The following is a 26,713-nucleotide window of genomic DNA, read 5'->3' as shown; positions in this document are numbered from 1 at the left end:
GACGCCCGTGTGAACATAGAGTGAAAGAGAGAGGGAGTTTTAAATAGAAGATAGAAAGACAAAAATAAGACCATCACGCAGGATGGCCAAAGGAAGGGGACAATTTATGTCAATTTAATTAGGGATGGAAGTTGTTCAAGACACTGGGGAATGTCTTATAAATTAGGGAGGAACAACTTCGATACATATACTATAAAATGTGGATGTGACGCCCGTGTGAACATAGAGTGAAAGAGAGAGGGAGTTTTAAATAGAAGATAGAAAGACAAAAATAAGACCATCACACAGGATGGCCAAAGGAAGGGGACAATTTATGTCAATTTAATTAGGGATGGAAAGCTGTTCAAGACACTGGGGAATGTCTTATAAATTAGGGAGGAACAGCTCCGATACATATACTATAAAAGATAGATGTGACCCCTATGTGAACATAGAGTGAAAGGTATGAGGATTTAAGGAATGATACATATAAAATGATTGTTGTGAGAGTTATAGAGTAAGGATACTTATAATAGAAAGAGTCTTTTCATAAATGAAGTGAAGTTCGAGTATAAATAACAGTTGAAAACTATGAAAAAAAGGATTATGCTCAACTATATTATAAGAATATAAGGTTTATCCTGCTATTTAAGGTTTTTTATAAGCCTTTAGTTATGAGGGAAAAAAGGGAGCTAGTGAATATGGAAGTAACAAAAAGACAAAGGCTGTATAATCGTTTTATACGATTAAATCCACCACAAATATTAGCATTAGGTTTTTTCTGCTTAATTGTGGTTGGCGGTTTGTTATTAAAGTTACCATTCGCAACGAAAGTACATATTAGTTGGGTAGATGCTTTCTTTACGGCAACATCAGCAGCAACTGTAACGGGTTTGGGAGTAGTAGATACTGCAAGTACGTTTACGATGTTTGGCGAAATTGTAATTATGTTTTTAATTCAAACGGGCGGTTTAGGTCTTATGACAATTGCCATTTTAATTGTTTGGGTATTAGGTAAAAAAATCGGATTACGTCATCGCTTATTAATTGGAGAGGCGTTTAATCAGACAAATATAGGTGGTCTCGTAAAATTAGTAAAACGTGTCTTTATATTTTCAATTTGTATTGAGTTTATTGGAGTCATCTTTTTATCATTTCGTTTTATTCCAGAGTTTGGCTTTGGAAAAGGTTTATACTATAGTATTTTTCACGTGATCGCATCTTATAATAATGCTGGATTTGCTCTATGGCCGGATAATTTAACAAGGTATGTAGGCGATCCGATTATTAATATTGGGATTTGCTCTTTAATCGTAATAGGTGGTCTCGGATTTACCGTACTAATTGATATATGGTATAGCCGGAGTTTTCGAAAACTATCGCTTCATTCCAAAATCATGATTATTGGAACGGTAGCGCTAAATGTGATAGCGATGATTGTGATTTTTGTATTGGAATATAATAATGTGAAGACGTTAGGGAATTTACCGTTAAATGAAAAGTTATGGGCTTCTTTTTTCCAAGGGATTACTCCTCGTACGGCTGGATTTAATACAGTTGACTACGGGGGAATGGAAGAATCATCTATATTATTTACGATGGTTTTAATGTTTATTGGTGCAGGAAGTGTATCAACAGGTGGAGGGATTAAATTAACAACGTTTGTTATTTTAGTTACATCTGTTCTTTCTTTCTTTAGAAAGAAAGAGGAAATCGTATTATTTCAGCGCACAATTAAAATGTCGACAGTAACGAGAGCATTAGCAATTGCCGTTGCTAGTCAAATCCTTATTTTTGCAGCAGTATTTATGTTAATGCTTACAGAAGACTTCAGTTTTATTCAGTTACTATTTGAAACAATTTCAGCGTTTGGAACGGTAGGATTAACGATGGGAATTACTGCAAAGTTATCAGCGTTTGGAAAATGTATGATTATGTTTGTTATGTTTTGTGGATTAATCGGACCGTTAACACTTGTATTTTCTTTAGCGCGACCAGCAAAACAAAAAATTAAATATCCGTCAGAAGATGTATTTACAGGATAAGGTATCCCGCATAAGCGAGATACCTTTTTCTTTTTAAAAGAGGGAGAACAATAAGCCGATAAGCGCTACTCGGAATAAAATTGCAATGAGTGCTGCAATTCCGCCGACAATCGCAGCGATACCACCAGTTACAGTAGCTCCGCGATTATAAGCGTAAATACCTAGTAGTACAGAAACAAGACCGAATAATGTTGGGAAGGTGAAAAGTGATAAGATAGATAAGGCAAGAGCGATAAAGCCAGCCGTTGATCCAGCAGCGGACGATCTTACATCATCTTTATGTTCCTTCTCATCGTAATCATAATCAATGCGCTGTGGTGCAACCTCAGCTGCATATTCTTCTTTATAGTCACTATAATCACTATCTATTCTATCTCTTTTTTTATACTCATCAAATTTCTCAGTCAAAGTCATGACTCCTTTCATAACAAGGTTCAATAGTAGTATGTATCTCTTTTTCCTTTTTATCCGAGTATGTACAGGGAGTAATATCCATTTAAAAGGTGAAGATTGTTTTTTTGAAATAGGAAAAGTTAGTATGACTTCCTCTATTTTGGAAAGTATAAAAAAGAATAATGAGGAAAGGGTGCAATACATAATGGAACATCCAATTGAAAATTTAATGAAAACAGCAATGACAAATTTAAAAGAGATGGTAGATGTAAATACGATTGTTGGAAGTCCAGTTTCAACAGCTGACGGAAATGTAGTATTAACAGTATCTCAAGTGGCCTTTGGTTTTGGAGCTGGAGGAAGTGACTTTAAAGGTGAATTTATTTCCGAAAAACATAATAATGGACAAGGGCAGCATAAAGAGAATAAGCAAAGTCATCCATTTGGAGGCGGAAGCGGGGCTGGGGTTTCTATTAGCCCAGTTGCTTTTTTAGTAGTTGGTTCTAACGGTGTGCAAGTATTACATCTCAATAGTAGTACACATTTAATTGAAAAAGCTTTAAATACCGTACCAAGCACTGTAGATAAATTTGTAAATGGTCGCTAAAAGTGAACTTGCATTTTTTAGGAATTATGATATATTAGAAAAAGTGCGCTTTAGGATGATCGGAATAATTGAACTGTAAATATATATGATGTGTGGAATAAGGGAGAGGAATTTATGATTAATATCAAAAACTTAGTAGTTGGCTTATGTATGTTAGTAAGCGGTTTTGTTGTATATGTAATAAAAGAAAAAGCTCCATTCTAAAACAGACAAACCGTTATTGTCTGTTTTAAATTTGTGAAAAATGTTGACAAGTTGTTATATTGATGTTAAAATTTTAATTCGTGTCTCGGTTACAGCTAGTGTAAAGTAAATAAATCTTATAAATATAATACGAAAAGTTTGCGAAAGATCGGGTAGTTTTACCAACAACTTTTGTGAACAAACCCTATAAATTATAATTATAGGCTTTATAGGTATACTAGTGAATCAAGGAGCGGTCAGTGGAACCGTAATGATGAGAGAGAGGTAGGGCTTTCATCCAGTATATGTTACTTTCCCGTTAGGTGAATATAAAAAAGAGGACTCCTTTTCAGAAGGAGTCCTCTTTCTTTTTTGTATGGAATTTAAATGCGGCTCTCAACTTGCTGGCAAATTTCATCTGTTGTTAAACCGTGGGCGTTAATTACCGATCCTTTTATTGATGTATCTGCAATACCCATCATATTAGAATCTTGCCCAGTTACAACGCAACAGTCGCATCCTTGTGCGTCATGTTCCGAGTTAATTGTAACGACTTCATGCCCCTGTTGCTGAAGAGCTTGTTGGACATCTGTTAACGAATTTTCAACACCAATTTTAGCCATAATTCTCACCTCCTACCATCTAGTTGTTAGTATGCTCAAGTTCATCGTATATATTTATACAAAGACGGTAGGAAGCATATATTTATCTGTTATTTACGGGTAGTCTGATTAAAGTACGACTTTATTTAGTCGTTATATACACCAGTAAGCATTTGGCTTACGAATTGATCGTTTAAAGTATCTTGGGCGGAAGAAGTATTTGAATGGATGTCGATGGAAGCAATAAAATTGTTATGTTCTTTATTATTTGGTTCTACCTCTACATAATTATCGAATTTACAAAAACCTTTCGTATCCATTAGATCGAATAGTTGAAGCATTTCTACTACCTCTTGTCTCGTTCCTTTAATTTGTACACACGCCATATTGATTTCCTCCTTCATTTTGACAAATTGTTTTTTAAAAATAGGATTATGATTCCGAAATGAAAAATATGAATGTTATTTTTAGACAGCGTTATTTTTATTATTTCCCCCCTTTTTCAGCAAAAGTCGTTGTATATTCCCGAATTTATAAAAACGGACGTCCGTTTATTGAATACAATAGATTCGTATCAATTGACGAAAATCCTTCTTTTAAACAAATATTTTTTTAATGGAAATTGACGAAAAAAATTTTTTGACTTTTTGTAAACGTTAACAATGTTGTTAAATCAATATAATTAAAGATGTACGTACGAATAAAAATTATAAATTTTCTAAAAATTCACTTGATTTATTTAGAAAGGAGAGTAAACTAGGAAACAATAAAAAATTCATAGAACATAGGAGGCGCTTTCCAGTGAACGAGCAATGGATTTTCTTAAATGGAGAATTTGTTCCAAAAGACGAGGCAAAAGTATCAGTATATGATCATGGTTATTTATATGGAGATGGAGTATTTGAAGGAATTAGAGTCTATAGCGGTAATGTTTTCCGTTTGAGAGAGCATCTTGTCCGGTTATATGAATCAGCAAAATCCATCATGTTAGAAATTCCATATTCTTTAGATGAAGTAACGAATATTGTTGTTGAGACGATTCGACAAAATAAATTATCTAATGGATACATTCGCCTAGTTGTATCGAGAGGAGCAGGAAATCTTGGGTTAGATCCTGATTCTTGTAAAAAACCGAATGTAGTAGTAATTGCAGAGCAACTATCTTTATTCCCGCAAGAATATTATGAAAAAGGGATTCCAGTTGTAACAGTTGCAACGCGCCGAAACCGTCCAGATGTATTGTCGCCTCAAGTAAAATCTTTAAATTACTTAAACAATATTTTAGTTCGCATCGAAGCGAAATTGGCTGGAGTACAAGAAGCGCTTATGTTAAATGATCAAGGATACGTAGCTGAAGGTTCAGGGGATAACGTATTTATTGTAAAAGGAAATAAATTAATTACACCACCAAGTTCTGCTGGAGCGTTAGAAGGCATTACACGAAACGCTATTTTAGAAATTGGTGAAAAACTTGGATATGACGTTAGAGAAGAGTTATTTACAAGACATGACGTATATGTAGCTGATGAAGTATTTTTAACAGGAACAGCAGCTGAAGTAATTGCTGTTACGACAGTAGATGGTAGAACGATTGGTTTAGGGCAAACGGGTCCACATACGAATCGTTTACTAGAAGAATTCCGAAAGTTAGTTATAGAAGATGGAGAGAAAATTTACGAAGAAAATAAAGTTGGATAACAACTTTTTATAACATAAGAAAGCGTTGATAGGGAGGAGTAGTTGATTGTGAAGCCTCACAGAGAGTCGGTGGTTGCTGGAAACCGATGGTTCACGTCGACGAACATCGCCCTTGAGTGCTAAGCTGAAGCATTTGTCTAGGCTTAGACGGTAGCTCCGTTACTAGCTAGACTCATTTTATGGGTCACTGAGGCAAGAGTATTCTTGCAAAGAAGGGTGGTACCGCGAAATCTTTCGTCCCTTCAGCACATAGCTGGAGTGTGGACGTAGGATTTTTTTTATTGATAAAAGGTTTTAAAAGGGGGCTTATAAGAACAATGTCTTCAAAAACGGAAGAGAAACTGGCAACTGGTGCACAGCTATTGTTAGAAGCGCTAGAAAAGGAAGGAGTAGAAGTGATTTTTGGTTATCCTGGTGGTGCTGTTTTACCTCTTTATGATGCACTCTATGACTGTGAAATTCCGCATATTTTAACAAGGCATGAACAAGGTGCTATTCACGCTGCTGAAGGATATGCCAGAATTACTGGCAATCCAGGGGTTGTCATTGCAACGAGTGGACCGGGTGCTACAAATGTGATTACTGGTCTAGCAGATGCGATGATTGATTCGTTACCACTTGTTGTATTTACAGGGCAAGTAGCGACAACATTAATTGGAAGTGATGCTTTTCAAGAAGCCGATATTATGGGGCTTACGATGCCGGTGACAAAACATAATTATCAAGTGCGAAAGGCTTCAGATTTACCTCGAATTATTAAAGAAGCATTTCATATTGCGAGAACAGGAAGACCAGGGCCAGTCGTTATTGACCTTCCGAAAGATATGGTAGTAGAGCAAGGCGAACGATGTAGTGATGCGCAAATGGATTTACCAGGATACAACCCGAATTATGAACCGAATCTACTTCAAATAAACAAATTATTACAAGCAATTAGAGTTGCAAACAAGCCATTAATTTTAGCTGGAGCAGGTGTATTGCATGCGAAAGCTTCGAAAGAATTAACAAGTTTTGCTCGTAAATACGAAATTCCTGTTGTGCATACATTACTTGGTCTTGGTGGCTTTCCACCAGATGAAGAGCTTTTTCTAGGGATGGGAGGAATGCATGGTTCTTACACAGCGAATATGGCGTTATATGAATGCGACTTACTCATTAATATAGGTGCGAGATTCGATGATCGTCTTACTGGAAATTTAGCTTATTTTGCTAAGGAGGCGACTGTCGCGCATATTGATATTGATCCAGCAGAAATCGGAAAAAATGTGCCGACTGAAATTCCTATTGTTGCAAGCGCTAAGCAAGCGCTCCAAGTATTACTTCAATCAGAAGGAAGGACAGAAAATCATCATGAGTGGATCTCTTTATTAAAGAATAGAAAAGAAAAGTATCCATTCTCTTATAAACGAAATTCTGAAAGTATTAAGCCTCAATATGCAATTGATATGTTATATGAAATTACGAAAGGAGAAGCGATTGTAACAACAGATGTGGGGCAACATCAAATGTGGGCAGCCCAATATTATCCGCTAAAAAATCCAGATAAATGGGTAACTTCAGGAGGATTAGGAACGATGGGATTCGGATTTCCTGCAGCAATTGGTGCACAAATTGCAAAGCCTGAAGAACTAGTTATTGCAATTGTTGGTGACGCTGGATTTCAAATGACACTGCAAGAATTAAGTGTGTTAAAAGAACACTCTTTACCTGTTAAAGTATTTATTTTAAATAATGAAGCTTTAGGAATGGTAAGACAATGGCAAGATGAATTTTATAACAAAAGATATTCGCACTCTTTACTACCTTGCCAACCAGATTTCGTTGCTCTTGCGAATGCGTATGGCATAAAAGGAGTTCGCATAGATGATCCACTTCTTGCGAAGAAACAATTGCAGCATGCAATTGAATTACAAGAACCGGTCGTAATTGATTGCCGTGTACTTCAATCAGAAAAGGTAATGCCGATGGTTGCGCCAGGGAAAGGTGTTCACCAAATGGAGGGAGTGGAAAAAAGGTGAAGAGAATTGTTACAGCAACAGTTCGAAATCAAAGTGGTGTGTTAAACCGAATTACAGGTGTTATGACACGAAGACATTTTAATATTGAAAGTATTTCAGTAGGTCATACGGAAGCATCGGACATATCGCGGATGACGATTGTTGTACACGTTGAAAATGAACAGCAAGTTGAGCAGCTAATTAAACAACTGCATAAGCAAATTGATGTTTTGAAAGTATCAGATATTACAGAAGAAGCGATGATTGCAAGAGAACTTGCACTTATTAAAGTAGCCACTTCGGTAGCGAGGGCGGAATTATACAGTTTAATTGAACCGTTTCGAGCCGCTGTAATAGATGTTGGAAAGGATTCCATAGTTGTGCAAGTAACAGGTACACAGGAGAAAGTAGAAGCATTAATTGAATTACTTCGTCCATACGGTTTGAAAGAAATTGCAAGAACAGGGGTAACAGCCTTTACGCGTAGTATGAAAAAACAAGATAAGCAAGTTATGTTAATTCAATAATCATTTAAATATAGGGGGAAATGAAAATGGCAAAAGTTTATTATGAAAAAGATGTAACGGTAAATGTATTAAAGGAAAAAAAAGTAGCAATCATTGGATACGGCTCGCAAGGTCATGCGCATGCGCAAAACTTACGTGATAACGGATTTGATGTAGTAGTAGGTTTAAGAAAAGGGAAGTCTTGGGATAAAGCGAAAGAAGATGGATTTTCAGTATATACAGTAGCGGAAGCAGCAAAGCAGGCTGATGTAGTAATGATTTTACTGCCAGATGAACTGCAACCAGAAGTATATGAAGCGGAAATTGCGCCAAATTTACAGGCAGGAAATTCTCTCGTTTTCGCACATGGATTTAATGTTCACTTTGATCAAGTGAAACCACCAGCGAATGTAGATGTATTTCTAGTAGCGCCAAAAGGTCCAGGACATCTTGTACGCCGTACATTTAGTGAGGGTGGCGCTGTTCCAGCATTATTTGCAGTATACCAAGATGCAACAGGAGTTGCGACTGAAAAGGCACTTTCTTATGCCGATGGAATTGGAGCGACGAGAGCTGGTGTATTAGAAACGACATTTAAAGAAGAAACAGAAACAGACTTATTTGGAGAGCAAGCTGTACTTTGCGGCGGAGTAACTGCGCTAGTAAAAGCTGGATTTGAAACGTTAGTTGATGCGGGATATCAGCCGGAACTTGCATATTTTGAATGTTTACATGAACTGAAACTTATTGTTGACCTTATGTATGAAGGTGGACTTGAAAATATGAGATATTCAGTTTCAGATACAGCGCAGTGGGGCGACTTCGTATCAGGGCCACGCGTTGTAACGGAAGATACGAAGAAAGCGATGGGTACAGTGCTAGCAGAAATTCAAGATGGTACATTTGCAAGAGGTTGGATTGCAGAGCATAAAGCAGGAAGACCGAATTTCCATGCGACAAATGAGAAAGAGAATGAACATGAAATCGAAGTAGTTGGACGTAAATTACGTGAAATGATGCCTTTCGTACAGCCGCGAGTAAAGGTAGGGATGAAATAATATGAAGCAGATTTTGTTCATGGATACGACGCTACGTGATGGCGAACAATCACCAGGAGTGAATTTAAATGAACAAGAGAAATTGCAAATTGCAAGGCAATTAGAGAGACTAGGGATCCATGTTATGGAAGCTGGCTTTGCAGCAGCTTCCGAAGGGGATTTTCAATCGGTAAAACGCATCGCAAATACAATTCAAAATGCTACAGTTATGAGTTTAGCTAGAGCAAAAGAAAGCGATATTCGAAGAGCATATGAAGCTGTGAAAGGTGCTGTATCTCCTCGTCTACACGTATTTTTAGCTACGAGTGATATTCATATGAAATATAAACTTTGTATGTCAAAGGAAGATGTGTTAGATAGTATTCATCGCTCGGTTACACTTGGGAAATCGTTATTTCCGACAGTACAATTTTCTGCAGAAGATGCGACAAGAACAGCAAGAGATTTTTTAGCTGAGGCAGTAGAAGTTGCGATTTGTGCAGGAGCGAATGTAATTAATATTCCAGATACAGTTGGATATACGAATCCAGAAGAATATTATTCTCTTTTTAAGTACTTACAAGAATCCGTTCCTTCATATGAAAAAGCAATTTTCTCTTGTCATTGTCACGATGACCTTGGGATGGCTGTAGCAAATTCGCTAGCTGCGGTTGAAGGGGGAGCATTGCAAGTAGAGGGAACAATTAATGGAATTGGAGAGAGAGCAGGGAATGCGGCATTAGAAGAAGTCGCAGTTGCTCTTCATATTAGAAAAGATTTCTATCAAGCAGAGCCTTCTATGACGCTAAAAGAAATTAAAGCGACAAGTACATTAGTAAGCAGATTAACAGGTATGGTTGTACCGAAAAATAAAGCAATCGTTGGAGCGAATGCATTCGCTCATGAATCCGGAATTCATCAAGATGGTGTATTAAAAGAAGTGACAACGTATGAAATTATTGAACCAGAGTTAGTAGGCGAATCTCAAAACCTATTTGTACTTGGAAAACATTCTGGACGTCACGCGTTTACAGAAAAAATGAAAGAGCTTGGCTATGAATTTACAACGGAAGAACGAGATGCAGTGTTTGAAGCGTTTAAAAAATTAGCTGATCGTAAGAAGGAAATTACTGAGGAAGATTTACGAGCACTTATGCTTGGTGAAGCAGCATTTGCGGCTCAGCAATATAATATTACGCAACTGCAAGTACATTTCGTATCAAATAGTACACAATGTGCGACAGTTGTACTAAAAGATGAGGAAGGAAATGTATTCGAAGATGCAGCTACTGGCTCTGGTAGTATTGAAGCGATTTATAATGCAATCCAAAGAATTTTAGGATTAGAATGTGAATTAGCGGATTATCGCATACAATCTATTACACAAGGTCAAGATGCACTGGCTCATGTTCATGTTGAATTAAAAGAAGGAACACATCAAGTATCAGGTTTTGGTGTTGCGCAAGACGTATTGGAAGCGTCGGCGAGAGCATATGTCCACGCAGCGGGGAAATTGAAATCTTTTATCCAGCTTGTGAAATAAGTGTTTGACAGGTGAGAGAGGCTATTCTCACCTGTCAAATTAAAGTTCTGAAAATTCAGTTAAAAAGGAGTGTTGAAATTGGAAAAACGTATCGTTTGTTTAGCTGGTGATGGTGTTGGACCGGAAGTTATGGAAAGTGCGAAGGAAGTATTGCATATGGTAGAAAGGTTATATGGTCATCATTTTCATTTGCAAGATGAGTACTTTGGCGGGAGTGCTATCGATTTAAATGGGCAACCATTACCACAACGAACGCTTGCCGCTTGTTTAGCAAGTGATGCGGTTTTACTAGGAGCAGTTGGTGGACCAAGGTGGGATAGTGCGAAAGAAAGACCAGAGAAAGGATTATTAGCTTTAAGAAAAGGGCTCGGTGTATTTGCGAACGTTCGCCCTGTAACGGTAGAAAGTGCAACGGCACATTTATCGCCATTAAAAAAGGCTGATGAAATTGATTTCGTTGTCGTTCGTGAATTAACAGGTGGGATTTATTTTTCTTATCCGAAAGAACGAACCGACGAAGTAGCAACAGATACACTTACGTATCATCGCCATGAAATTGAACGTATCGTTTCTTATGCCTTTCAATTAGCGAGTAAACGGAAGAAAAAAGTAACATCTATTGATAAGGCGAATGTTTTAGAATCTAGTAAACTATGGAGAACTGTAACAGAAGAAGTAGCCCTTCGTTATCCAGATGCTGAACTAGAACATATTTTAGTAGATGCAGCTGCTATGGAGTTAATTCGGAATCCAGGACGGTTTGATGTAATTGTAACAGAAAATTTATTTGGGGATATTTTAAGTGACGAAGCTTCCGTATTAGCTGGATCATTAGGAATGCTTCCATCAGCAAGTCACGCGGAAAAGGGCCCTTCGCTATACGAGCCTATTCACGGATCAGCGCCGGATATTGCTGGGAAAAATAAGGCAAATCCAATTGCGATGATGCGCTCTGTTGCCATGATGCTTGGGCAATCGTTCGGATTAACGAGAGAGGGGGGTGCAATTGAAGAAGCGATTTCAGCAGTCCTTAAATTAGGAAAATGTACAACAGATATTGGCGGGACTGAAACGACAACTTCATTTACGAAGGCAGTAATGCAAGAAATGGAAGAGCAAGCACTAGTAGGGAGAGGAAGATAATGGGGAAAAGGTTGCTAGATAAACTTTGGGAAAGACACGTAGTTGCGACAAATGAAAATGGATTAGATTTATTATATATCGATCTGCACCTTGTTCATGAAGTAACGTCACCGCAAGCCTTTGAAGGCTTGCGGCTTACAAATCGAACGGTACGCAGACCAGATTTAACATTCGCAACGATGGATCATAATATTCCAACGAAAGATGTTTGGAATATTACCGATCGCATTGCGAAGCAGCAACTAGATACACTTCGGGAAAATTGTAAACAATTTCAGGTGCCGTTAGCGGATATCGGAGATGAAGAGCAAGGGATCGTTCATGTTATCGGACCAGAACTTGGGCTCACGCAGCCAGGCAAAACAATTGTTTGTGGTGATAGTCATACAGCAACGCACGGTGCGTTTGGCGCGCTAGCGTTTGGTATTGGTACGAGTGAAGCGGAACATGTATTGGCAACGCAAACGCTGTGGCAAAGAAAACCGAAAGCGATGGGCATTGAGTTAAAAGGAAAATTACAGAAAGGCGTTTACGCAAAAGATATTATTTTGCATCTCCTTTCAAAGTACGGTGTAGCAGTTGGAACGGGATATGTAATGGAATTTTACGGAGAGACGATTCAGGCTATGGAGATGGAAGAGAGAATGACGCTTTGTAATATGGCGATTGAAGGAGGAGCAAAAGCGGGTATTATCGCGCCAGATGAAAAAACAGTTGCTTATGTAAAAGGACGTAAATATGCACCGAAAGACTATGAAACTTTCGAGAAGAAATGGTCTGAACTTTATACAGATGCAGATGCAATGTATGATTTACATATTTCGATAGACGTTACGGATTTAGCGCCATACGTTACGTGGGGAACAAATCCGAGTATGGGAGTTCGTATTGATGAGAAATTGCCAGAAAAGCATGATGTAAATGACGAAAGAGCATTTTCTTATATGGGATTAAGCCCTGGACAAAGTACGTATGACATTCCAGTTCAGCATGTCTTTATTGGATCTTGTACAAATTCCAGGCTCTCAGATTTAGAAATTGCTGCATCTGTTGTGAAAGGGAGAAAGGTAAAAGAAGGTGTGCGAGCACTCGTTGTGCCTGGATCGAAAAGAGTAAGGGACGCGGCGATGCAAAAAGGACTACATCACATATTTGAAGAAGCAGGATTTGAATGGAGAGAACCTGGATGTTCCATGTGTCTTGGAATGAATCCAGATCAAGTACCTGAAGGAGAGCATTGCGCTTCCACTTCAAATCGTAATTTTGAAGGGAGACAAGGAAAAGGAGCACGAACACATTTAGTTAGCCCGGCAATGGCGGCAGCAGCTGCGTTATATGGTCATTTTGTTGATATTAGAAAGGAGAGTTATGATGGAGCCATTTCGTATTCATAAAGGTACTGTCGCAGTACTTATGAATGATAACATTGATACAGATCAAATTATTCCGAAGCAATATTTAAAGAGAATTGAAAGGACGGGATTTGGGAAATATTTATTTGATGAGTGGCGGTATGATAATGAACGACACGAAAATCCTAATTTCCCACTTAATGCACCAGATAGAAAAGGAGCAAGTATATTAATTACAGGTGATAATTTTGGATGTGGTTCTTCAAGAGAACACGCACCTTGGGCACTTGCTGATTATGGTTTCCGCGTAATTATCGCGGGAGGGTTTGCAGATATTTTTTATATGAATTGTATGAAGAATGGTATGTTACCAATTGTAATGGATAAAGAAATGCGAGAAAAGCTTGCCAAAACGGATGCAAGAGAACAAATAGAAGTAAATTTAGAGAATGAAGTAATTACAACAAGTACGCACAGGTTTCATTTTACAATCGAGAAAATGTGGAAAGAGAAATTATTAAATGGTTTAGATGAAATTAGTATTACAATGCAATATGAACAAGAAATAAAGGAGTATGAAAGAATGGTAGCTGTATATTAAAAGATAACGGAATATTTAAAATGTATTTACATTCAGAATTAAGTATTATATACTATGTAAAAATTAGAGGAGAAAGGGAGTAAGTATTATGAAAACAATGCAATCTATTAAAATGCTTACACAACTACATCATCATACATAAAGCCCTTGAACCTAGCGTGAAAACGTGTAGGTGCAAGGGTTATTCCCGTTGTACCTACACGCTACTAAAGAGCCTTGTAGGTATATTTTATCTACAAGGCTCTTTTTATTTTCGGTTTAGGTGCATGAAATAAGCATACATTAGAAAGGGAAAGGTGTGAGAATTTCGATGACAAAATGGAAACGGGCAAATCCAAATGGAACGAGAGATTATTTATTCGAAGAATGTACGTTAATTGAAGAAGTGGAGCAAAAATTAAGGCGTACTTTTTTAGAGAGAGGTTATGAAGAAATAAGGACACCAACAATTGAATTTTATGATGTGTTCGCCTTTCAAAGCAGGCCGATAGATGAAGAAAAGATGTATAAATTTTTTGATGAAAAGGGAAGGATTATCGTATTGCGTCCAGATATGACAATTCCTTTAGCGAGAGTGATCGGAACGCAGAGGTGTGATACACCACTTAAAGTGACGTATAGCGGAAATGTATTTCGAGCGAATGAGTCCCTTACTGGAAAATATAATGAGATCGTGCAAAGTGGTATTGAAATTATCGGTATTGATAATGTAAGAGCTGAAATTGAATGTGTTATAAGTGTCATTCAATCACTTCAAAAGTTGAAAGTGCAATCTTTTACAATAGAGATTGGGCAAGTGCAGTTATATAAATGTATTGTCAAAAAGCTCTCCATTCATGAGGAAGAAGAGAAAGTTCTTAGAACATATATTGAAAGTAAAAATTATGCTGCTCTATCAAATTTTATTAGAGAAAAAAAATTTGATCGATGTGATGAAACAGTAAGGTTACTGGAGAAATTACCAAGGTTATTTGGGAATTTAGAAGTGATTGAGGAAGCAGAAAAACTCGCCTCCAGTAATGAAATGAAAATGGCCATTGCAAGAGTGAAAGAAATATATGAAGCAATTGACAAGCTAGGCTATGGATCGTACATATCAATTGATTTAGGTATGATTCAACATTTGGACTATTATACAGGTGTTATTTTCAAAGGGTATATATATGAAATTGGAGAAGAAATTGTTAGTGGCGGAAGATATGATGAGTTAATTGGAAATTTTGGAGAAATGTTGCCGGCTGTTGGACTCGCGGTGCAAGTTAATCAAATTGTGAAGGCGCTGCAGGAGCAGCAAGAACCGTATGAACGAAAGAGAATAGATATTATGATTCATTACGAGTTAAATAGATTAGCAGAAGCGGAACGGTTACGAAATTTACTTCAAAAGGACGGGAAAAAAGTAGAGATATCTTTATGTTCTAATTTAAATGACACCTTTCAATTTGCAAGAAAAAATCAAATAGTGACGGTTGTTGAGGCAAAGAACGAATCGTTAGTGGAATATGTATGGAACGAGAAATGGGTAGTCCAGAAAGAAGGAGAAACTTCATGCGTAACATTCAAATTGCGTTAACGAAAGGAAGATTAGAAAAACATGTGATTCCACTCTTTGAGCAGATTGGAATCGATTGTTCAGAGCTTAAAAATAAAGGACGAAAGCTTGTCTTTCAAAGTAAAAATACAGATATCTCATTTATTTTGGTGAAAGCAGTAGATGTTGCTACTTATGTAGAACATGGAGTAGCGGATATCGGGGTCGTTGGAAAAGACGTTTTAATGGAAAACGAAAAAGATATTTATGAAATGTTGGATTTAGGAGTAGGTGTGTGTAAGTTTTGTGTTGCTTCTATTCCTACTTATAATCCGAAGAGCTACCGGAAGAAACGTATTGCGACGAAATATCCACATATTACTTCTAACTATTTTCATGATAAAGGAGAGGATGTAGAAATCATAAAAATAGAAGGGTCTGTAGAAATCGCTCCTATTCTTGGATTGGTAGATGCGATTGTTGATATTGTTGAAACAGGAAAAACATTACAAGAAAATGGACTCATTGTATTTGAGGAAATGTATTCTATATCTGCTCGAATGATTGTGAATAAGGCTGCATTAAAAACTAAAAAAGACGAAATATTCAGTATTATAAATATGATGGAGCAAGAAATTTTGTCAGGAAAATAGGGGGACTTGTAATGGAGATCGTTTTTGAAGATTTTCAAAAGGCGTTATCGAAAATAAAATTGCTACGAGAAAACGCTAACATAATAGAAGAAACTGTTCAAAGAAATGTAAGCGAAATTGTTCGAAATGTAAGGGAGAGTGGGGATGAGGCCTTATCTTTTTATACAAAAAAGTTTGATGGTGTAAAGATAAAAGAGTTTCGTGTAAGTGAAGAAGAAGAAAAACGAGCGAGTATGTTTGTAGAGAATTCATTTTTAGAAGCGTTACAAGAGGCGAAGAAAAACATTATTTCGTACCATGAAAAGCAAAAAAGACAATCGATGTTCGATTGTGCGAGTGAAGGCATCATTAGAGGGCAAATCATTCGGCCGTTAGAGAATGTAGGCGTATATGTGCCAGGCGGAACTGCTTCGTATCCTTCGTCAGTATTAATGAATGTATTGCCAGCAAAACTCGCTGGTGTGAAAAAGATTGTAATGGTAACACCGCCAAGAGAAGGAGGAATTGATCCACATATTTTAGTTGCTGCAAGCCTTGCGGGAGTAGATGAAATTTATACGATAGGTGGTGCGCAAGCAATTGCTGCTTTAGCATACGGTACGGAATCGATTCTGAAAGTGGATAAAATAGTTGGACCAGGAAATTTGTACGTCGCTCTAGCGAAACGAGAGGTATATGGAATAGTAAATATCGATATGATTGCTGGACCGTCAGAAATTGTAGTTATTGCGGATGAAACCGGCAATGCAAAATATATTGCGGCTGATTTATTATCACAAGCAGAACATGACGAGAGAGCGACAGCGATTTGTATTACAACAAATATAGAGTTAGCAAAAGAAGTAGAAAAAGAGATAGAAAGGCAGTTAGAAACATTACCAAGAAGCGAAATTGCACGTGAATCAATAAATAGAAATGGAGCCATTTTTATCGTTCCTTCTATAGATGAGGCACTACAGTTATCGAATGAAATTGCCCCGGAACATTTAGAGTTACATATAAAAGAACCGATGAATGCTTTAGCTTATGTGAAACATGCAGGATCTATCTTTCTTGGACCATATGCACCAGAACCGCTCGGGGATTATTTAGCAGGACCGAATCACGTGTTACCGACAAGTGGAACGGCAAGGTTTTTCTCACCGTTATCAGTCGATGATTTTGTGAAAAAATCAAGCTTTCTGTCTTATACGGAGGAAGCATTAAGAGATGTCCAACATCATATTGTAGAGCTTGCCAATAAAGAAGGATTACATGCGCATGCGAGAGCAATTCAAATAAGATTTGAGGAGGAAGAATAATGCGTGAGTCTAGTCAAATACGTGAGACGACAGAGACAAAAATAAAATTAAGTTTACAGCTTGATGATGGGAAGAACGTTTCTGTACGAACGGGAGTTGGTTTTTTTGATCATATGCTAACTTTATTTGCAAGGCATGGAAGATTCGGTTTGCAAGTGGAGGCAGAAGGCGATGTATTCGTTGATGCGCATCATACAGTTGAGGATGTTGGAATTGTACTCGGAAATTGTTTGAAAGAAGCATTGCACAGTAAAGAGGGGATTAACAGGTACGGCTCAGCATATGTACCGATGGATGAGTCTTTAGGCTTTGTTGCAATTGATATAAGTGGACGCTCATATATTGTATTTCAAGGAGAATTAACGAATCCGAAGCTTGGGGATTTTGATACAGAACTAACGGAAGAATTTTTTAGAGCAGTTGCTCATGCTGCCAATATTACATTACATGCTCGTATTTTATACGGAAGTAATACACATCACAAAATTGAAGCCTTATTTAAAGCGTTTGGTAGAGCGCTTAGAGAAGCAGTCGAAAGAAATGCCAACATTACTGGTGTAAATTCAACGAAAGGGATGTTGTAATTGATTGCCATTATAGATTATGGAATGGGAAATATTCGTAGTGTAGAACAAGCATTAAAGCATATTGGAGCAGCGTACATTGTAACGAGTGATAAAGAAGAGATTTTTAGAAGTGATGGAGTGATTTTACCAGGAGTAGGTGCATTTCCAAAAGCGATGGATGTATTGGAAGAAAAAGATTTAGTGCGTGTGTTACAAGAAATCGGGCGTTCAAGAAAACCACTTCTAGGTATTTGCCTAGGAATGCAGCTTTTATTTGAAAAAAGTGAGGAACTACAAGGCTGTAACGGGCTAAGTTTATTGCCAGGCGTTATTCGAAAGCTAAAGGTTCCTTATAAAATTCCTCATATGGGATGGAATGAGTTAAAGAAAGAAGGAGAAATAGCGCTTTGGAATGGAGTAGAGGACGGTTCTTTCGTATATTATGTCCACTCTTATTACGCAGATTGTCCAAATGAAATTGTGTATGGAATAAGTGATTATGGAGTGAAAGTACCTGGTTTTGTAGCAAAAGAAAATATATATGGCGCACAGTTTCATCCTGAAAAAAGTGGTGATATAGGCATGCAAATGTTGAAAAATTTTAAAGGAGTGGTAGAATCATGGAAATCTTCCCAGCTATCGATTTAAAAAAGGGACGATGCGTTAGACTGTATCAAGGGGAATTTAGTAAAGAAACAGTAATGAATGAAGATCCGGTTGCGCAAGCGATTATATTTGAAACATTTGGAGCGAAACGGTTGCACATTGTTGATTTAGATGGTGCAGTTGCTGGTGAATCGTTAAACTTGTCCGTCATTGAAAGAATTTGCAAGGCAGTACGTATTCCAGTGCAAGTTGGCGGAGGAATTCGATCACTTGTAGCCGTAGAGAAGTTATTTTCAGTAGGGGTAGATAAAGTGATTTTAGGAACAGCTGCTCTTTATGATAAGCCATTTTTAGAAGAAGCAGTTTTTCTATATAAAGAAAAAATCATCGTCGGAATTGATGCGAAAAATGGTTTCGTCGCAACGAGAGGCTGGCTTGATGTATCTGAAATTTCTTACATTGATTTAGCAAAACAAATGGAGAATATAGGTGTTCAAACAATTGTATTTACAGACATTTCGAAAGACGGGACACTTGCAGGACCGAATATAGCACAATTGGAGTTACTACAAAAAAGCGTTTCTACTCGACTTATTGCTTCTGGAGGAATTGCATCTATTCAAGATGTGAAAAAGTTAAATGATATGAACATATACGGCGTCATAATTGGTAAGGCTCTTTACGAGAAAACGATTGATTTAGAAGAAGTGCTAGAGGTAACAAAGTTATGTTAGCAAAACGTGTTATTCCATGTCTAGATGTGAAAGAAGGGCGAGTCGTAAAGGGTGTAAATTTTATAGGACTACAAGATGTCGGGGATCCTGTTGAAATAGCAGCTTTATATAATGATGCGGGAGCAGATGAAATAGTATTTTTAGATATTACGGCAACTCATGAAGGACGAAAAACGATTGTAGATGTTGTAGAAAAAACGGCTTCAAAAGTATTTATTCCTCTTACAGTTGGCGGAGGAATTTCAAATGTGAAAGATATGTACAATTTACTAAGAGCTGGAGCAGATAAAGTTTCAATTAACTCAGCAGCAGTGCGAAATCCAAAATTAATCGGAGAAGGGGCAGAGCATTTTGGCTCACAATGTATTGTCGTCGCAATTGATGCTAGAAAAGTAGCGGAGGGTAAGTGGAATGTATATGTGAACGGCGGAAGAGTTGATACGGGAATGGATGCAATCAGGTGGGCAAAGCGCGTTACAGAGCTAGGCGCAGGCGAAATTTTATTAACGAGTATGGATGCAGACGGAACGAAAAACGGATATGACCTTCGTTTAACAGAAGAAATTTCAAAAAGTGTTTCCGTACCTGTCATCGCGTCAGGCGGGTGCGGTCATGCTGATCACATTATAGAAGTGTTTCAAAAGACAGCAGTTGATGCAGCATTAGCGGCATCAATCTTTCATTACGGTGAGGCGACAATAGGGGACGTAAAGAGAAAGTTAAGAAATGCAAATGTTGAGGTGCGGCTATGAAACCTAACTTTTCAAAAGGACTATTACCAGCAGTTGTAATTGAAGAAGATACAAAAGAAGTTTTAATGCTAGCTTATATGAATGAAGAGGCATATGAAAAAACAATAGAAACGAAAAGAACATGGTTTTATTCTCGTTCAAGAAGGTCGTTATGGAATAAAGGAGAAACATCAGGTAATGTCCAACATGTGCAATCTCTTTATTTAGATTGTGATCAAGATTCAATTGTTGTTGTCGTAAAGCAAGTAGGACCTGCATGTCATACGGGAGAAAAAACATGTTTTCATTACAAAATTATATAGGGGGATACATATGAAAAACGCCTTTACATTACTATTTGAAACAATTAAAGAACGAAAGAGAAATCCACTTCCTGAATCATATACAAATTACTTGTTTTCAAAAGGAGAAGATAAAATTTTAAAGAAAATTGGTGAGGAATGTACGGAAGTAATTATTGCATCCAAAAATAATGATAACGAAGAGCTAGTGAAAGAAATGGTTGATGTATTGTATCACTGCTTCGTGTTATTAGCCGAAAAAAATATATCATTAGAAGATATTATGGAGGAAGTGACAGAAAGAAATGGGAAGCTTTCGAGAGTAGGGGACAGAAGAGAAATAGATACATTATAGGGGGAATACGTATGAAGGTGGATTATCACATTCATTTAGAAGAAGGGCCATATTCAATAGGATGGCTAGCTAAAATAAATGAATCATTACAACATTATGAACCGCTAAAAGAAGAAAAACATTCTATGGAATGGCTTGTGAAAACACAAGAACGCCTGCAAAGACGTGTGAATGAAGGACCATTTACAACGAAATGGATTGATTTATATTTAGAAGAAGCTTTGCGAAAAGGGATAAAAGAAGTTGGTATTGTCGATCATTTATACCGTTTTTATGAAGCGAAAGAATACTATGAAAAATATGTTGATATTAGTGATTCGGGGCTTGGACGTTTACAAAAGGAATGGTTAGACCAAGTAAGGGTAGCTTCACTACATGATTTTACAAAGGCAATTGAAGAGGCGAAAGAACGGTGGAGTAAAAGAGGTGTTACGCTTAAACTTGGAATTGAAGCAGATTATTTTATTGGTGGTGAACAACAATTACAATCTTTACTTGCATTAGGAGATTTTGATTATGTAATTGGTTCTGTTCATTTTTTAAATGGCTGGGGATTTGATAATCCAGATACGAAAGAATATTTTAAGGAACATGACTTATATGCTTTATATGATACGTTTTTCAAAACGGTTGAGTGCGCAGTTCGTTCTGAGTTATTTGATATTATTGCTCATCTTGACAACATAAAAGTATTTAATTATCGGTTAGATGAGAATGAACAAATTTCTTATTATAAGAAAATTGCGCGTGCATTAGTAGAAACAAATACAGCAACGGAAATAAATGCGGGATTGTACTATCGCTATCCTGTGCGCGAAATGTGTCCGAGTCCGCTATATTTACAAGTATTAGCTAAACACGAAGTTCCGATTACACTTTCTTCAGATGCTCATTATCCGAATGATTTAGGGAAATATGTGGAAGAGAATATAAAGACGTTACGTAATCATGATATTGCTCACTTAGCTACATTTACGAAACGAGTCCGAACGATGAGATTACTAGAAGAAGTAACAATTTCAAAATGATCATGATTTTTTCATGAAAACCCATCTTTTTGTTCAAAATAAGAAAGAATAAAAAGGAGGGTAAAGAAATGGTGAAACAACAAAATAAACAAAATGTACAAGATGCACAGCAACAAGCGTATACTTCTGATACGAATGCTACATCTCAATCAGTGATTGAGGAGCAAATTAGTGATACAGTTGCAGAAGGAACAATTGATGTGAAGCTTGGAAAACAATCGCAAGAAAAAGCGTAAAAAGAGGGGAGACTTGCATCTCCTCTTTTTTTATGGAAAAGTGTCGATTTTCAAAACTATAATCAAATTCCTTGGTTTTTATATGTGGATTTCTTACAATGAAAGATAAGAGCTATCCTATTTTGTATAGAAGAGGTGTTAGTATAGTGGCAAAAATATTAGTAGCAGGAAAAATTCCAGCAATCGGATTAGAACTATTAAAAGATCATGATGTAGAAATGTATGATAAAGAGGAGTTAATTTCTTTAGATGAATTAACAGAACGTGTAAAAGATAAAGATGCATTGTTAAGCTTACTTTCTACAAAGGTGACAAAAGAAGTGATTGATGCGGCACCTAATTTAAAGATTGTTGCAAACTACGGTGCTGGTTACGATAATATTGATTACTCATATGCCGGAGAAAAAGGGATTGCGGTAACGAATACACCGAAAGTATCAACGGAAGCGACAGCGGAATTAACATTTGCACTTCTTTTAGCAGCTGCACGTAGAATTCCTGAAGGTGATACGCTATGCCGTACAACTGGATTTAACGGATGGGCTCCATTATTTTTCTTAGGCCGCGAAGTACATGGTAAGACAATTGGAATTATCGGCCTTGGAGAAATTGGAAAGGCAGTTGCAAAGCGTGCAAAAGCGTTTGGAATGAATGTTTTATATACAGGACCAAATCGAAAGCCCGAAGCTGAAAGTGAACTGGAAGCAACATATGTAACATTGGAAGAATTATTACAAACAGCAGACTTTATTACAATTAACTGTGCGTATAATCCGAAATTGCATCATATGATTGATGAGGAACAGTTCAAAATGATGAAGAAAACAGCGTATATTATAAATGCTTCACGTGGACCAATTATGCATGAAGCGGCACTTGCTCATGCTTTAAAAACGAATGAAATTGAAGGGGCAGCTCTTGACGTGTTTGAATTTGAACCGAAAATTACTGAAGAGCTAAAAGGATTAAAGAATGTGGTACTTGCTCCTCACGTAGGAAATGCAACATTCGAAACGCGTGATGCGATGGCCGAAACGGCGGTAAGAAATATTTTAGCTGTATTAAATGGCGAAGAACCTGTAACGCCTGTCAATCAAAAAGTATTCGTTACAAAATAAAAAGAAACCTTCCGGAATCGGAAGGTTTCTTTTTATTTTTCTTTATTTGCTCTTTTTGATGGTCGTTGTCTAAGGAATTGAGATAGCATGTACAAAATATATAGTGGAATAGCAATGAATAAGAAAACAGAAAAATTACCGAATCCTGTTTGGTACATTGTGATAATGATGCCCACTAAAAATAGTGTAATAATGATGCTATATCGTGGAATTGGTACATCTTTTAAACTTGGGATACGAATGCGGCTCACCATTAAAAATGCGAACGTTACAAATACTGTAATAAGAACGATTTTTGGAATGGTATGTGAAAATAATGTTAAGAAAGCAACAAGCCCTCCCGCTGCTGTAATCGGTACCCCAGTGAAGTATTTCATTGAAGTAGAAGATGGTGTTACATTAAATCGTGCTAAACGATATGCTCCGAAAAGAGGGAATAGCCCCGCTATGTATAGTCCGATGATTCCATAATTAGAGAAAGATGTGTAATACATGAGAACAGCAGGTGCTGCACCAAATGTTACGACATCCGCAAGCGAGTCAAGCTCTTTTCCCATTTGTGAATCAACACGTAATAAACGAGCAACACGCCCATCAAGACTATCTAACATCATCCCGATAAGTACTAAAATAGCAGCTGATTTATAATATCCTAAAGATGCATAGCCGATTGACAAGAATCCACTATATAAATTTCCGAGCGTAAATAAGTTTGGAATAGCTGCTCTATACAAAATCTGATCCCTTGCTTTCTGTAATAAATTCTTAATTAGTTTATGAAAGTTTACTTATTTTATCATACCATAAATTTCTTCTTCATACGAAAGAAATTCCCAATTTGTGAAAGATTTCATAGAAGAATGATTTGAAAAATAAGTGAAAAAAGAAGCAACTTTTATAAAGTTGCTTCGTGTATTATTCAAAGTTCGTTGTCATAGTTCCAGTTTTATACCGATTGTTAGGATCGAAACGTAACAAATCTCCATAAATGAGTTTGTCGGAAAGTTTCAATTCCGTTTTTGCTTTTTCAATATTCGGTTGACATAATGAGATGTCTGCTTCTTCACCTGTGTTTCGTTTATAGCACATGTTTTTTGTATAAACATAATCTTCCGAAACGAAGCTACCATCACGCATTACCATAAGAGGGTCTTTTTCTTTAATAAATAGGTCAGTTCCAAATTCAACTGATTGATTTGTTTTAATACCAAGTAAATGAAGTAGCGTTGGTTTAATATCAATTTGACCAGACACTTTAGAAATGACTTTTCCTTCTTGACCAGGCACGTGAATGATGAGAGGGACGCGTTGTAATTGCATAGAATCAAATGGTGTAATAGCGTCTTTCCCAAGGAATTGAGCCATAGCTGCGTTATGGTTTTCAGAAATACCGTAATGATCTCCATAAATGACAATAATGGAATTATCATACAGTCCTTCTTCTTTTAATTGTTTAATAAATTGTTTAAGAGCTTCATCCGTGTAACGAACAGTTGGGAAGTAACGGTTTACAACACCACTTTCTGAATTAAACTCATCAACATATTGATCTTCTGGATTTAGAAGGAATGGAAAATGGTTTGTTAAAGTAATGAATTTTGTATAGAACGGCTGTGGTAAAGATTTTAGCTTTGGAATAGATTGTTCAAAGAACTCTTTATCTTTTAACCCCCAACCGACAGACATTTGTTCTGTGCCAACATAATCATTTAAATTAAAGTAACGATCATATCCAAGTGCAGGGTACATTACATCACGATTCCAAAACGTTTTATCGTTTGAATGGAAGACAGCAGAAGAATATCCGTATTTCTTTAATTGTTCTGGTGTAGCTGTATATTCATTTGTTGCATGAGTAAAGAATACAGAACCGCGGTCTAACGGATAAAGTGAATTTTCAACGATAAATTCAGCGTCAGAAGTTTTACCTTGCCCTGTTTGATGATAGAAGTTATCGAAATAAAAACTATCTTTAATAAATGCATTTAAAAATGGAGTAATTTCTTTTCCATTTATTTTTTTATTAATAACAAAACTTTGTGTAGATTCCATTGAAATCAAAATTACATTTTTACCTTTTGCAGCTCCAAATAAGTTTTTATCAACTTGCTTATCTTTTGAGTCTGTATAGTTTTTAATTTCAGAGAACCCGTCCCCACTCGCAAATACACGTTCAGCTGAAGATTTAGATTGAAGTGTAATATCAAATAGATGATATGTGTATAACCCTAAATTTTTCACGACAGTTTGACGGTCAAACGAGCGTGAGAACATTTGTGGTTTATAAATAATGGAAACAACAATTTGTAGTGCTAATAGAGCTGTTACACCGCTAAAGAAAGTTCTCTTTTCAGAGCGAGAAAGCGGCGTTTTGTCGCAAAATGATGGGAATTTACGCGAAAGAAACATTAAGATGATCGCATCTGCGAATAACAGTAATGTTTTATACGTAAAGAGTTCTTTTATACTCGTCCCTAAATCAGCCATATTATTTGTTTGAAATAATACTGGGAACGTAACGAAATCGTTATAAAACCCATAAAACATTGCATTTCCAAATAAAATGAATGATAGTATAAAACTAATTCCAACTATAATGCGATTTCGGTGTTTAGATGCAAATAAAGCAAAACCGAAAAATAAAAGTAACGCAGCTAGTGGATTAATAAAAAGCATAAATTCTTCAAAGAAATTATCAATTTTAATATCAAACGCTAGCTTGTACACAATATATGTTTTTATCCATAATAAAACGACTGCAACGAGTGCGAATCGCAGTTTTGGAAACAGACGTTGTAGCATAATATACTCCTCTCCTAAAAAGCATGACGGTTCTTGTGGGCCTATTTGATTAGCGCCTCATTTTATATATACGAACAGTCCTTTATTATTATGTTTATTATACTATGAGTATCATTATACGAAAATAAAAGAGAGTTGTGGACTTTTTTATAACAATTGAGTAGAAAAAGGGCAGTAGGAGACAATAAAATGGAGTTTCTATGTATGATTATTATCGTGCGCGGAAAGAATCGTGTAACAATACGGAGGTTATAATGCGAAAATTATTATATTTTATAGTATGCAGTAGTGTTATACTTTTTGCTTCACCAAGTGTGTCGGTAGCAGAGTATGATGCACCTCTTATGGAAGATGCCCTTTATTCTGTCTTATTCCCGAAAATAAATAAAGCAATCGAAAAACAATATGGGAGCTTGAAGCCTTATCAATGCCCGAAAATTATTAGTTTAAAAAAAGTGTATAGCGGTACATATTTATTTCAAGCAGTTATTGAAGTGACAAAGTATGAACGTGTTGCAGGGAAAATTGCGCCACCATTTGAGAAGGTAACGATTACATTTAATAACGAAGAAGGCGAATGGGAAGTGACAAAGGTTTCAGTAAAGCGCTTATCAAACGATACGAAACTAAACTGTAAAAAAGCAATATAAAAAATTGTTTGACAAATAAAATGGTCCTTTGGTATTGTTAATAGCAACAATTAGATGTTTGAAAATTAAATAGACTTACCTCATCTACTCTCAAAGGTAGAGGCCGCGATAGGAAAGAGTAAGCTATGGGAGATTTAATGGGATCTGTGATCATAGGTTGAAAGGGACTATTGCCGAAATATAAGAATAACCATCTTATTCATATATTGGGACTACATTGAATAAATGTAGTACTGTCATAAGATTTATTTTATGGAGAGCTATTTGGAGATGTTGATGCGGTTTCTTATTTTGAGGAGATAACAACTCGTTTATTTTTTCAATATATATTTTTCCTAATAAGAAACGCGTGTGAACATTGTTCCGCGCGTTTTTTGTCTATCTAAAAGCGTGCTGCAATGAATAGAAGATTGG

Annotated in this window: 29 protein-coding genes, 1 riboswitch and 1 other annotated feature; of the genes, 24 read left to right on the top strand and 5 right to left on the bottom strand. The window is 36.6% G+C overall.

Going from position 1 to position 26,713, the window contains the following annotated elements:
• Positions 1 to 680 precede the first annotated feature (680 nt).
• Complete coding sequence (locus PDK19_RS11435; RefSeq protein ID WP_000454127.1) at positions 681 to 2,024, top strand: TrkH family potassium uptake protein; 1,344 nt, start codon at positions 681 to 683, stop codon at positions 2,022 to 2,024.
• A gap of 33 nt (positions 2,025 to 2,057) precedes the next feature.
• Here PDK19_RS11435 and PDK19_RS11430 read toward each other — a convergent pair whose 3' ends face one another.
• Positions 2,058 to 2,450 carry an imidazole glycerol phosphate synthase gene (locus PDK19_RS11430; RefSeq protein ID WP_001997037.1) on the bottom strand — a complete coding sequence of 131 codons (393 nt, stop codon included), beginning with the start codon at positions 2,448 to 2,450 and terminating at the stop codon, positions 2,058 to 2,060.
• A gap of 112 nt (positions 2,451 to 2,562) precedes the next feature.
• Between PDK19_RS11430 and ytfJ the strand changes: the two genes are divergently transcribed.
• A complete protein-coding gene (gene ytfJ / locus PDK19_RS11425) occupies positions 2,563 to 3,024 on the top strand; it encodes a GerW family sporulation protein (protein ID WP_001997038.1) in 462 nt (153 codons plus the stop codon).
• Positions 3,025 to 3,138: 114 nt separating this feature from the next.
• Positions 3,139 to 3,228 carry a hypothetical protein gene (locus PDK19_RS11420; protein ID WP_000608225.1) on the top strand — a complete coding sequence of 30 codons (90 nt, stop codon included), beginning with the start codon at positions 3,139 to 3,141 and terminating at the stop codon, positions 3,226 to 3,228.
• A 362-nt stretch (positions 3,229 to 3,590) separates the two neighbouring features.
• Here PDK19_RS11420 and PDK19_RS11415 read toward each other — a convergent pair whose 3' ends face one another.
• Positions 3,591 to 3,830 (bottom strand): YkuS family protein, encoded by a 240-nt coding sequence (locus PDK19_RS11415; protein ID WP_001062581.1) that lies wholly within the window; start codon positions 3,828 to 3,830, stop codon positions 3,591 to 3,593.
• Positions 3,831 to 3,955: 125 nt separating this feature from the next.
• Positions 3,956 to 4,195: a DUF3911 family protein gene (locus PDK19_RS11410; RefSeq protein ID WP_000752504.1), complete on the bottom strand. Its 240-nt coding sequence runs from the start codon at positions 4,193 to 4,195 to the stop codon at positions 3,956 to 3,958.
• A 415-nt stretch (positions 4,196 to 4,610) separates the two neighbouring features.
• On the opposite strand from PDK19_RS11410, the gene ilvE reads away from it, so the two are divergent.
• The 20 genes from ilvE to PDK19_RS11310 all read left to right on the top strand — a co-directional run bounded on the left by ilvE (position 4,611) and on the right by PDK19_RS11310 (position 22,847).
• On the top strand, positions 4,611 to 5,507 hold the full coding sequence (gene ilvE / locus PDK19_RS11405; RefSeq protein WP_001005497.1) for a branched-chain-amino-acid transaminase: 897 nt from the start codon (positions 4,611 to 4,613) through the stop codon (positions 5,505 to 5,507).
• Positions 5,508 to 5,523: 16 nt separating this feature from the next.
• Positions 5,524 to 5,752 (top strand) — a binding site (T-box leader).
• Between the two features lie 72 nt (positions 5,753 to 5,824).
• Entirely contained in the window at positions 5,825 to 7,525 is a 1,701-nt protein-coding gene (gene ilvB, locus PDK19_RS11400; protein ID WP_000095845.1) for an acetolactate synthase large subunit, read from the top strand.
• Positions 7,522 to 8,031, top strand: coding sequence for an acetolactate synthase small subunit (gene ilvN, locus PDK19_RS11395; protein WP_000822944.1), 510 nt, complete (start codon positions 7,522 to 7,524; stop codon positions 8,029 to 8,031). The genes ilvB and ilvN overlap by 4 nt, the downstream gene beginning before the upstream one ends.
• A gap of 26 nt (positions 8,032 to 8,057) precedes the next feature.
• Positions 8,058 to 9,068, top strand: a complete 1,011-nt coding sequence (gene ilvC / locus PDK19_RS11390; protein WP_001151735.1) for a ketol-acid reductoisomerase — start codon at positions 8,058 to 8,060, stop codon at positions 9,066 to 9,068.
• Position 9,069: 1 nt separating this feature from the next.
• Positions 9,070 to 10,590 carry a 2-isopropylmalate synthase gene (gene leuA, locus PDK19_RS11385; protein WP_000809575.1) on the top strand — a complete coding sequence of 507 codons (1,521 nt, stop codon included), beginning with the start codon at positions 9,070 to 9,072 and terminating at the stop codon, positions 10,588 to 10,590.
• 78 nt (positions 10,591 to 10,668) lie between these two features.
• Entirely contained in the window at positions 10,669 to 11,733 is a 1,065-nt protein-coding gene (gene leuB, locus PDK19_RS11380) for a 3-isopropylmalate dehydrogenase (protein WP_074614902.1), read from the top strand.
• Positions 11,733 to 13,127, top strand: coding sequence for a 3-isopropylmalate dehydratase large subunit (gene leuC / locus PDK19_RS11375; protein WP_000518095.1), 1,395 nt, complete (start codon positions 11,733 to 11,735; stop codon positions 13,125 to 13,127). The genes leuB and leuC overlap by 1 nt, the downstream gene beginning before the upstream one ends.
• Complete coding sequence (gene leuD / locus PDK19_RS11370) at positions 13,105 to 13,686, top strand: 3-isopropylmalate dehydratase small subunit (protein ID WP_000433214.1); 582 nt, start codon at positions 13,105 to 13,107, stop codon at positions 13,684 to 13,686. Before leuC ends, leuD begins: the two co-directional genes overlap by 23 nt.
• Before the next feature lie 310 nt (positions 13,687 to 13,996).
• The gene (gene hisZ, locus PDK19_RS11365) at positions 13,997 to 15,259 is read left to right on the top strand and encodes an ATP phosphoribosyltransferase regulatory subunit (RefSeq protein ID WP_000170318.1); all 1,263 of its coding nucleotides are present in this window, start codon (positions 13,997 to 13,999) and stop codon (positions 15,257 to 15,259) included.
• Positions 15,235 to 15,870 (top strand): ATP phosphoribosyltransferase, encoded by a 636-nt coding sequence (gene hisG, locus PDK19_RS11360; protein WP_016716980.1) that lies wholly within the window; start codon positions 15,235 to 15,237, stop codon positions 15,868 to 15,870. Before hisZ ends, hisG begins: the two co-directional genes overlap by 25 nt.
• Before the next feature lie 11 nt (positions 15,871 to 15,881).
• A complete protein-coding gene (hisD, locus tag PDK19_RS11355) occupies positions 15,882 to 17,171 on the top strand; it encodes a histidinol dehydrogenase (protein ID WP_270707103.1) in 1,290 nt (429 codons plus the stop codon).
• Entirely contained in the window at positions 17,171 to 17,755 is a 585-nt protein-coding gene (gene hisB / locus PDK19_RS11350) for an imidazoleglycerol-phosphate dehydratase HisB (RefSeq protein ID WP_001209290.1), read from the top strand. Before hisD ends, hisB begins: the two co-directional genes overlap by 1 nt.
• Positions 17,756 to 18,385 carry an imidazole glycerol phosphate synthase subunit HisH gene (hisH, locus tag PDK19_RS11345; protein ID WP_000560335.1) on the top strand — a complete coding sequence of 210 codons (630 nt, stop codon included), beginning with the start codon at positions 17,756 to 17,758 and terminating at the stop codon, positions 18,383 to 18,385.
• On the top strand, positions 18,358 to 19,077 hold the full coding sequence (gene hisA / locus PDK19_RS11340) for a 1-(5-phosphoribosyl)-5-[(5-phosphoribosylamino)methylideneamino]imidazole-4-carboxamide isomerase (protein ID WP_000402315.1): 720 nt from the start codon (positions 18,358 to 18,360) through the stop codon (positions 19,075 to 19,077). The genes hisH and hisA overlap by 28 nt, the downstream gene beginning before the upstream one ends.
• Positions 19,071 to 19,829, top strand: coding sequence for an imidazoleglycerol phosphate synthase cyclase subunit (hisF, locus tag PDK19_RS11335; RefSeq protein WP_000880230.1), 759 nt, complete (start codon positions 19,071 to 19,073; stop codon positions 19,827 to 19,829). The genes hisA and hisF overlap by 7 nt, the downstream gene beginning before the upstream one ends.
• Positions 19,826 to 20,131, top strand: coding sequence for a phosphoribosyl-AMP cyclohydrolase (gene hisI / locus PDK19_RS11330; RefSeq protein WP_000803969.1), 306 nt, complete (start codon positions 19,826 to 19,828; stop codon positions 20,129 to 20,131). The genes hisF and hisI (PDK19_RS11330) overlap by 4 nt, the downstream gene beginning before the upstream one ends.
• A 10-nt stretch (positions 20,132 to 20,141) precedes the next feature.
• Positions 20,142 to 20,465, top strand: a complete 324-nt coding sequence (gene hisI, locus PDK19_RS11325; RefSeq protein WP_000786130.1) for a phosphoribosyl-ATP pyrophosphatase — start codon at positions 20,142 to 20,144, stop codon at positions 20,463 to 20,465.
• An 11-nt stretch (positions 20,466 to 20,476) separates the two neighbouring features.
• Positions 20,477 to 21,493: a histidinol phosphate phosphatase domain-containing protein gene (locus PDK19_RS11320; RefSeq protein WP_000861821.1), complete on the top strand. Its 1,017-nt coding sequence runs from the start codon at positions 20,477 to 20,479 to the stop codon at positions 21,491 to 21,493.
• 68 nt (positions 21,494 to 21,561) lie between these two features.
• Positions 21,562 to 21,729 carry a DUF4025 domain-containing protein gene (locus PDK19_RS11315; RefSeq protein WP_000240694.1) on the top strand — a complete coding sequence of 56 codons (168 nt, stop codon included), beginning with the start codon at positions 21,562 to 21,564 and terminating at the stop codon, positions 21,727 to 21,729.
• A 146-nt stretch (positions 21,730 to 21,875) separates the two neighbouring features.
• Positions 21,876 to 22,847, top strand: a complete 972-nt coding sequence (locus PDK19_RS11310; RefSeq protein ID WP_001062826.1) for a 2-hydroxyacid dehydrogenase family protein — start codon at positions 21,876 to 21,878, stop codon at positions 22,845 to 22,847.
• Between the two features lie 32 nt (positions 22,848 to 22,879).
• On the opposite strand, the gene pssA is transcribed toward PDK19_RS11310, so the two are convergent.
• Entirely contained in the window at positions 22,880 to 23,581 is a 702-nt protein-coding gene (gene pssA, locus PDK19_RS11305) for a CDP-diacylglycerol--serine O-phosphatidyltransferase (protein ID WP_000285422.1), read from the bottom strand.
• A 181-nt stretch (positions 23,582 to 23,762) separates the two neighbouring features.
• The gene (locus PDK19_RS11300) at positions 23,763 to 25,649 is read right to left on the bottom strand and encodes an LTA synthase family protein (protein WP_000941720.1); all 1,887 of its coding nucleotides are present in this window, start codon (positions 25,647 to 25,649) and stop codon (positions 23,763 to 23,765) included.
• A 200-nt stretch (positions 25,650 to 25,849) separates the two neighbouring features.
• Here PDK19_RS11300 and PDK19_RS11295 point away from each other — a divergent pair, with 200 nt between their 5' ends.
• Complete coding sequence (locus PDK19_RS11295) at positions 25,850 to 26,299, top strand: DUF3888 domain-containing protein (RefSeq protein ID WP_049111564.1); 450 nt, start codon at positions 25,850 to 25,852, stop codon at positions 26,297 to 26,299.
• An 89-nt stretch (positions 26,300 to 26,388) separates the two neighbouring features.
• Positions 26,389 to 26,570: riboswitch (Lysine riboswitch) on the top strand.
• The last annotated feature ends 143 nt before the right edge of the window (positions 26,571 to 26,713 follow it).

The organism is Bacillus cereus group sp. BcHK124, assembly GCF_027712065.1.
Classification (GTDB): domain Bacteria; phylum Bacillota; class Bacilli; order Bacillales; family Bacillaceae_G; genus Bacillus_A; species Bacillus_A pacificus.
Note: the sequence above shows the minus strand (reverse complement) of the source record. Positions and strands in the feature narration are given on the sequence as shown.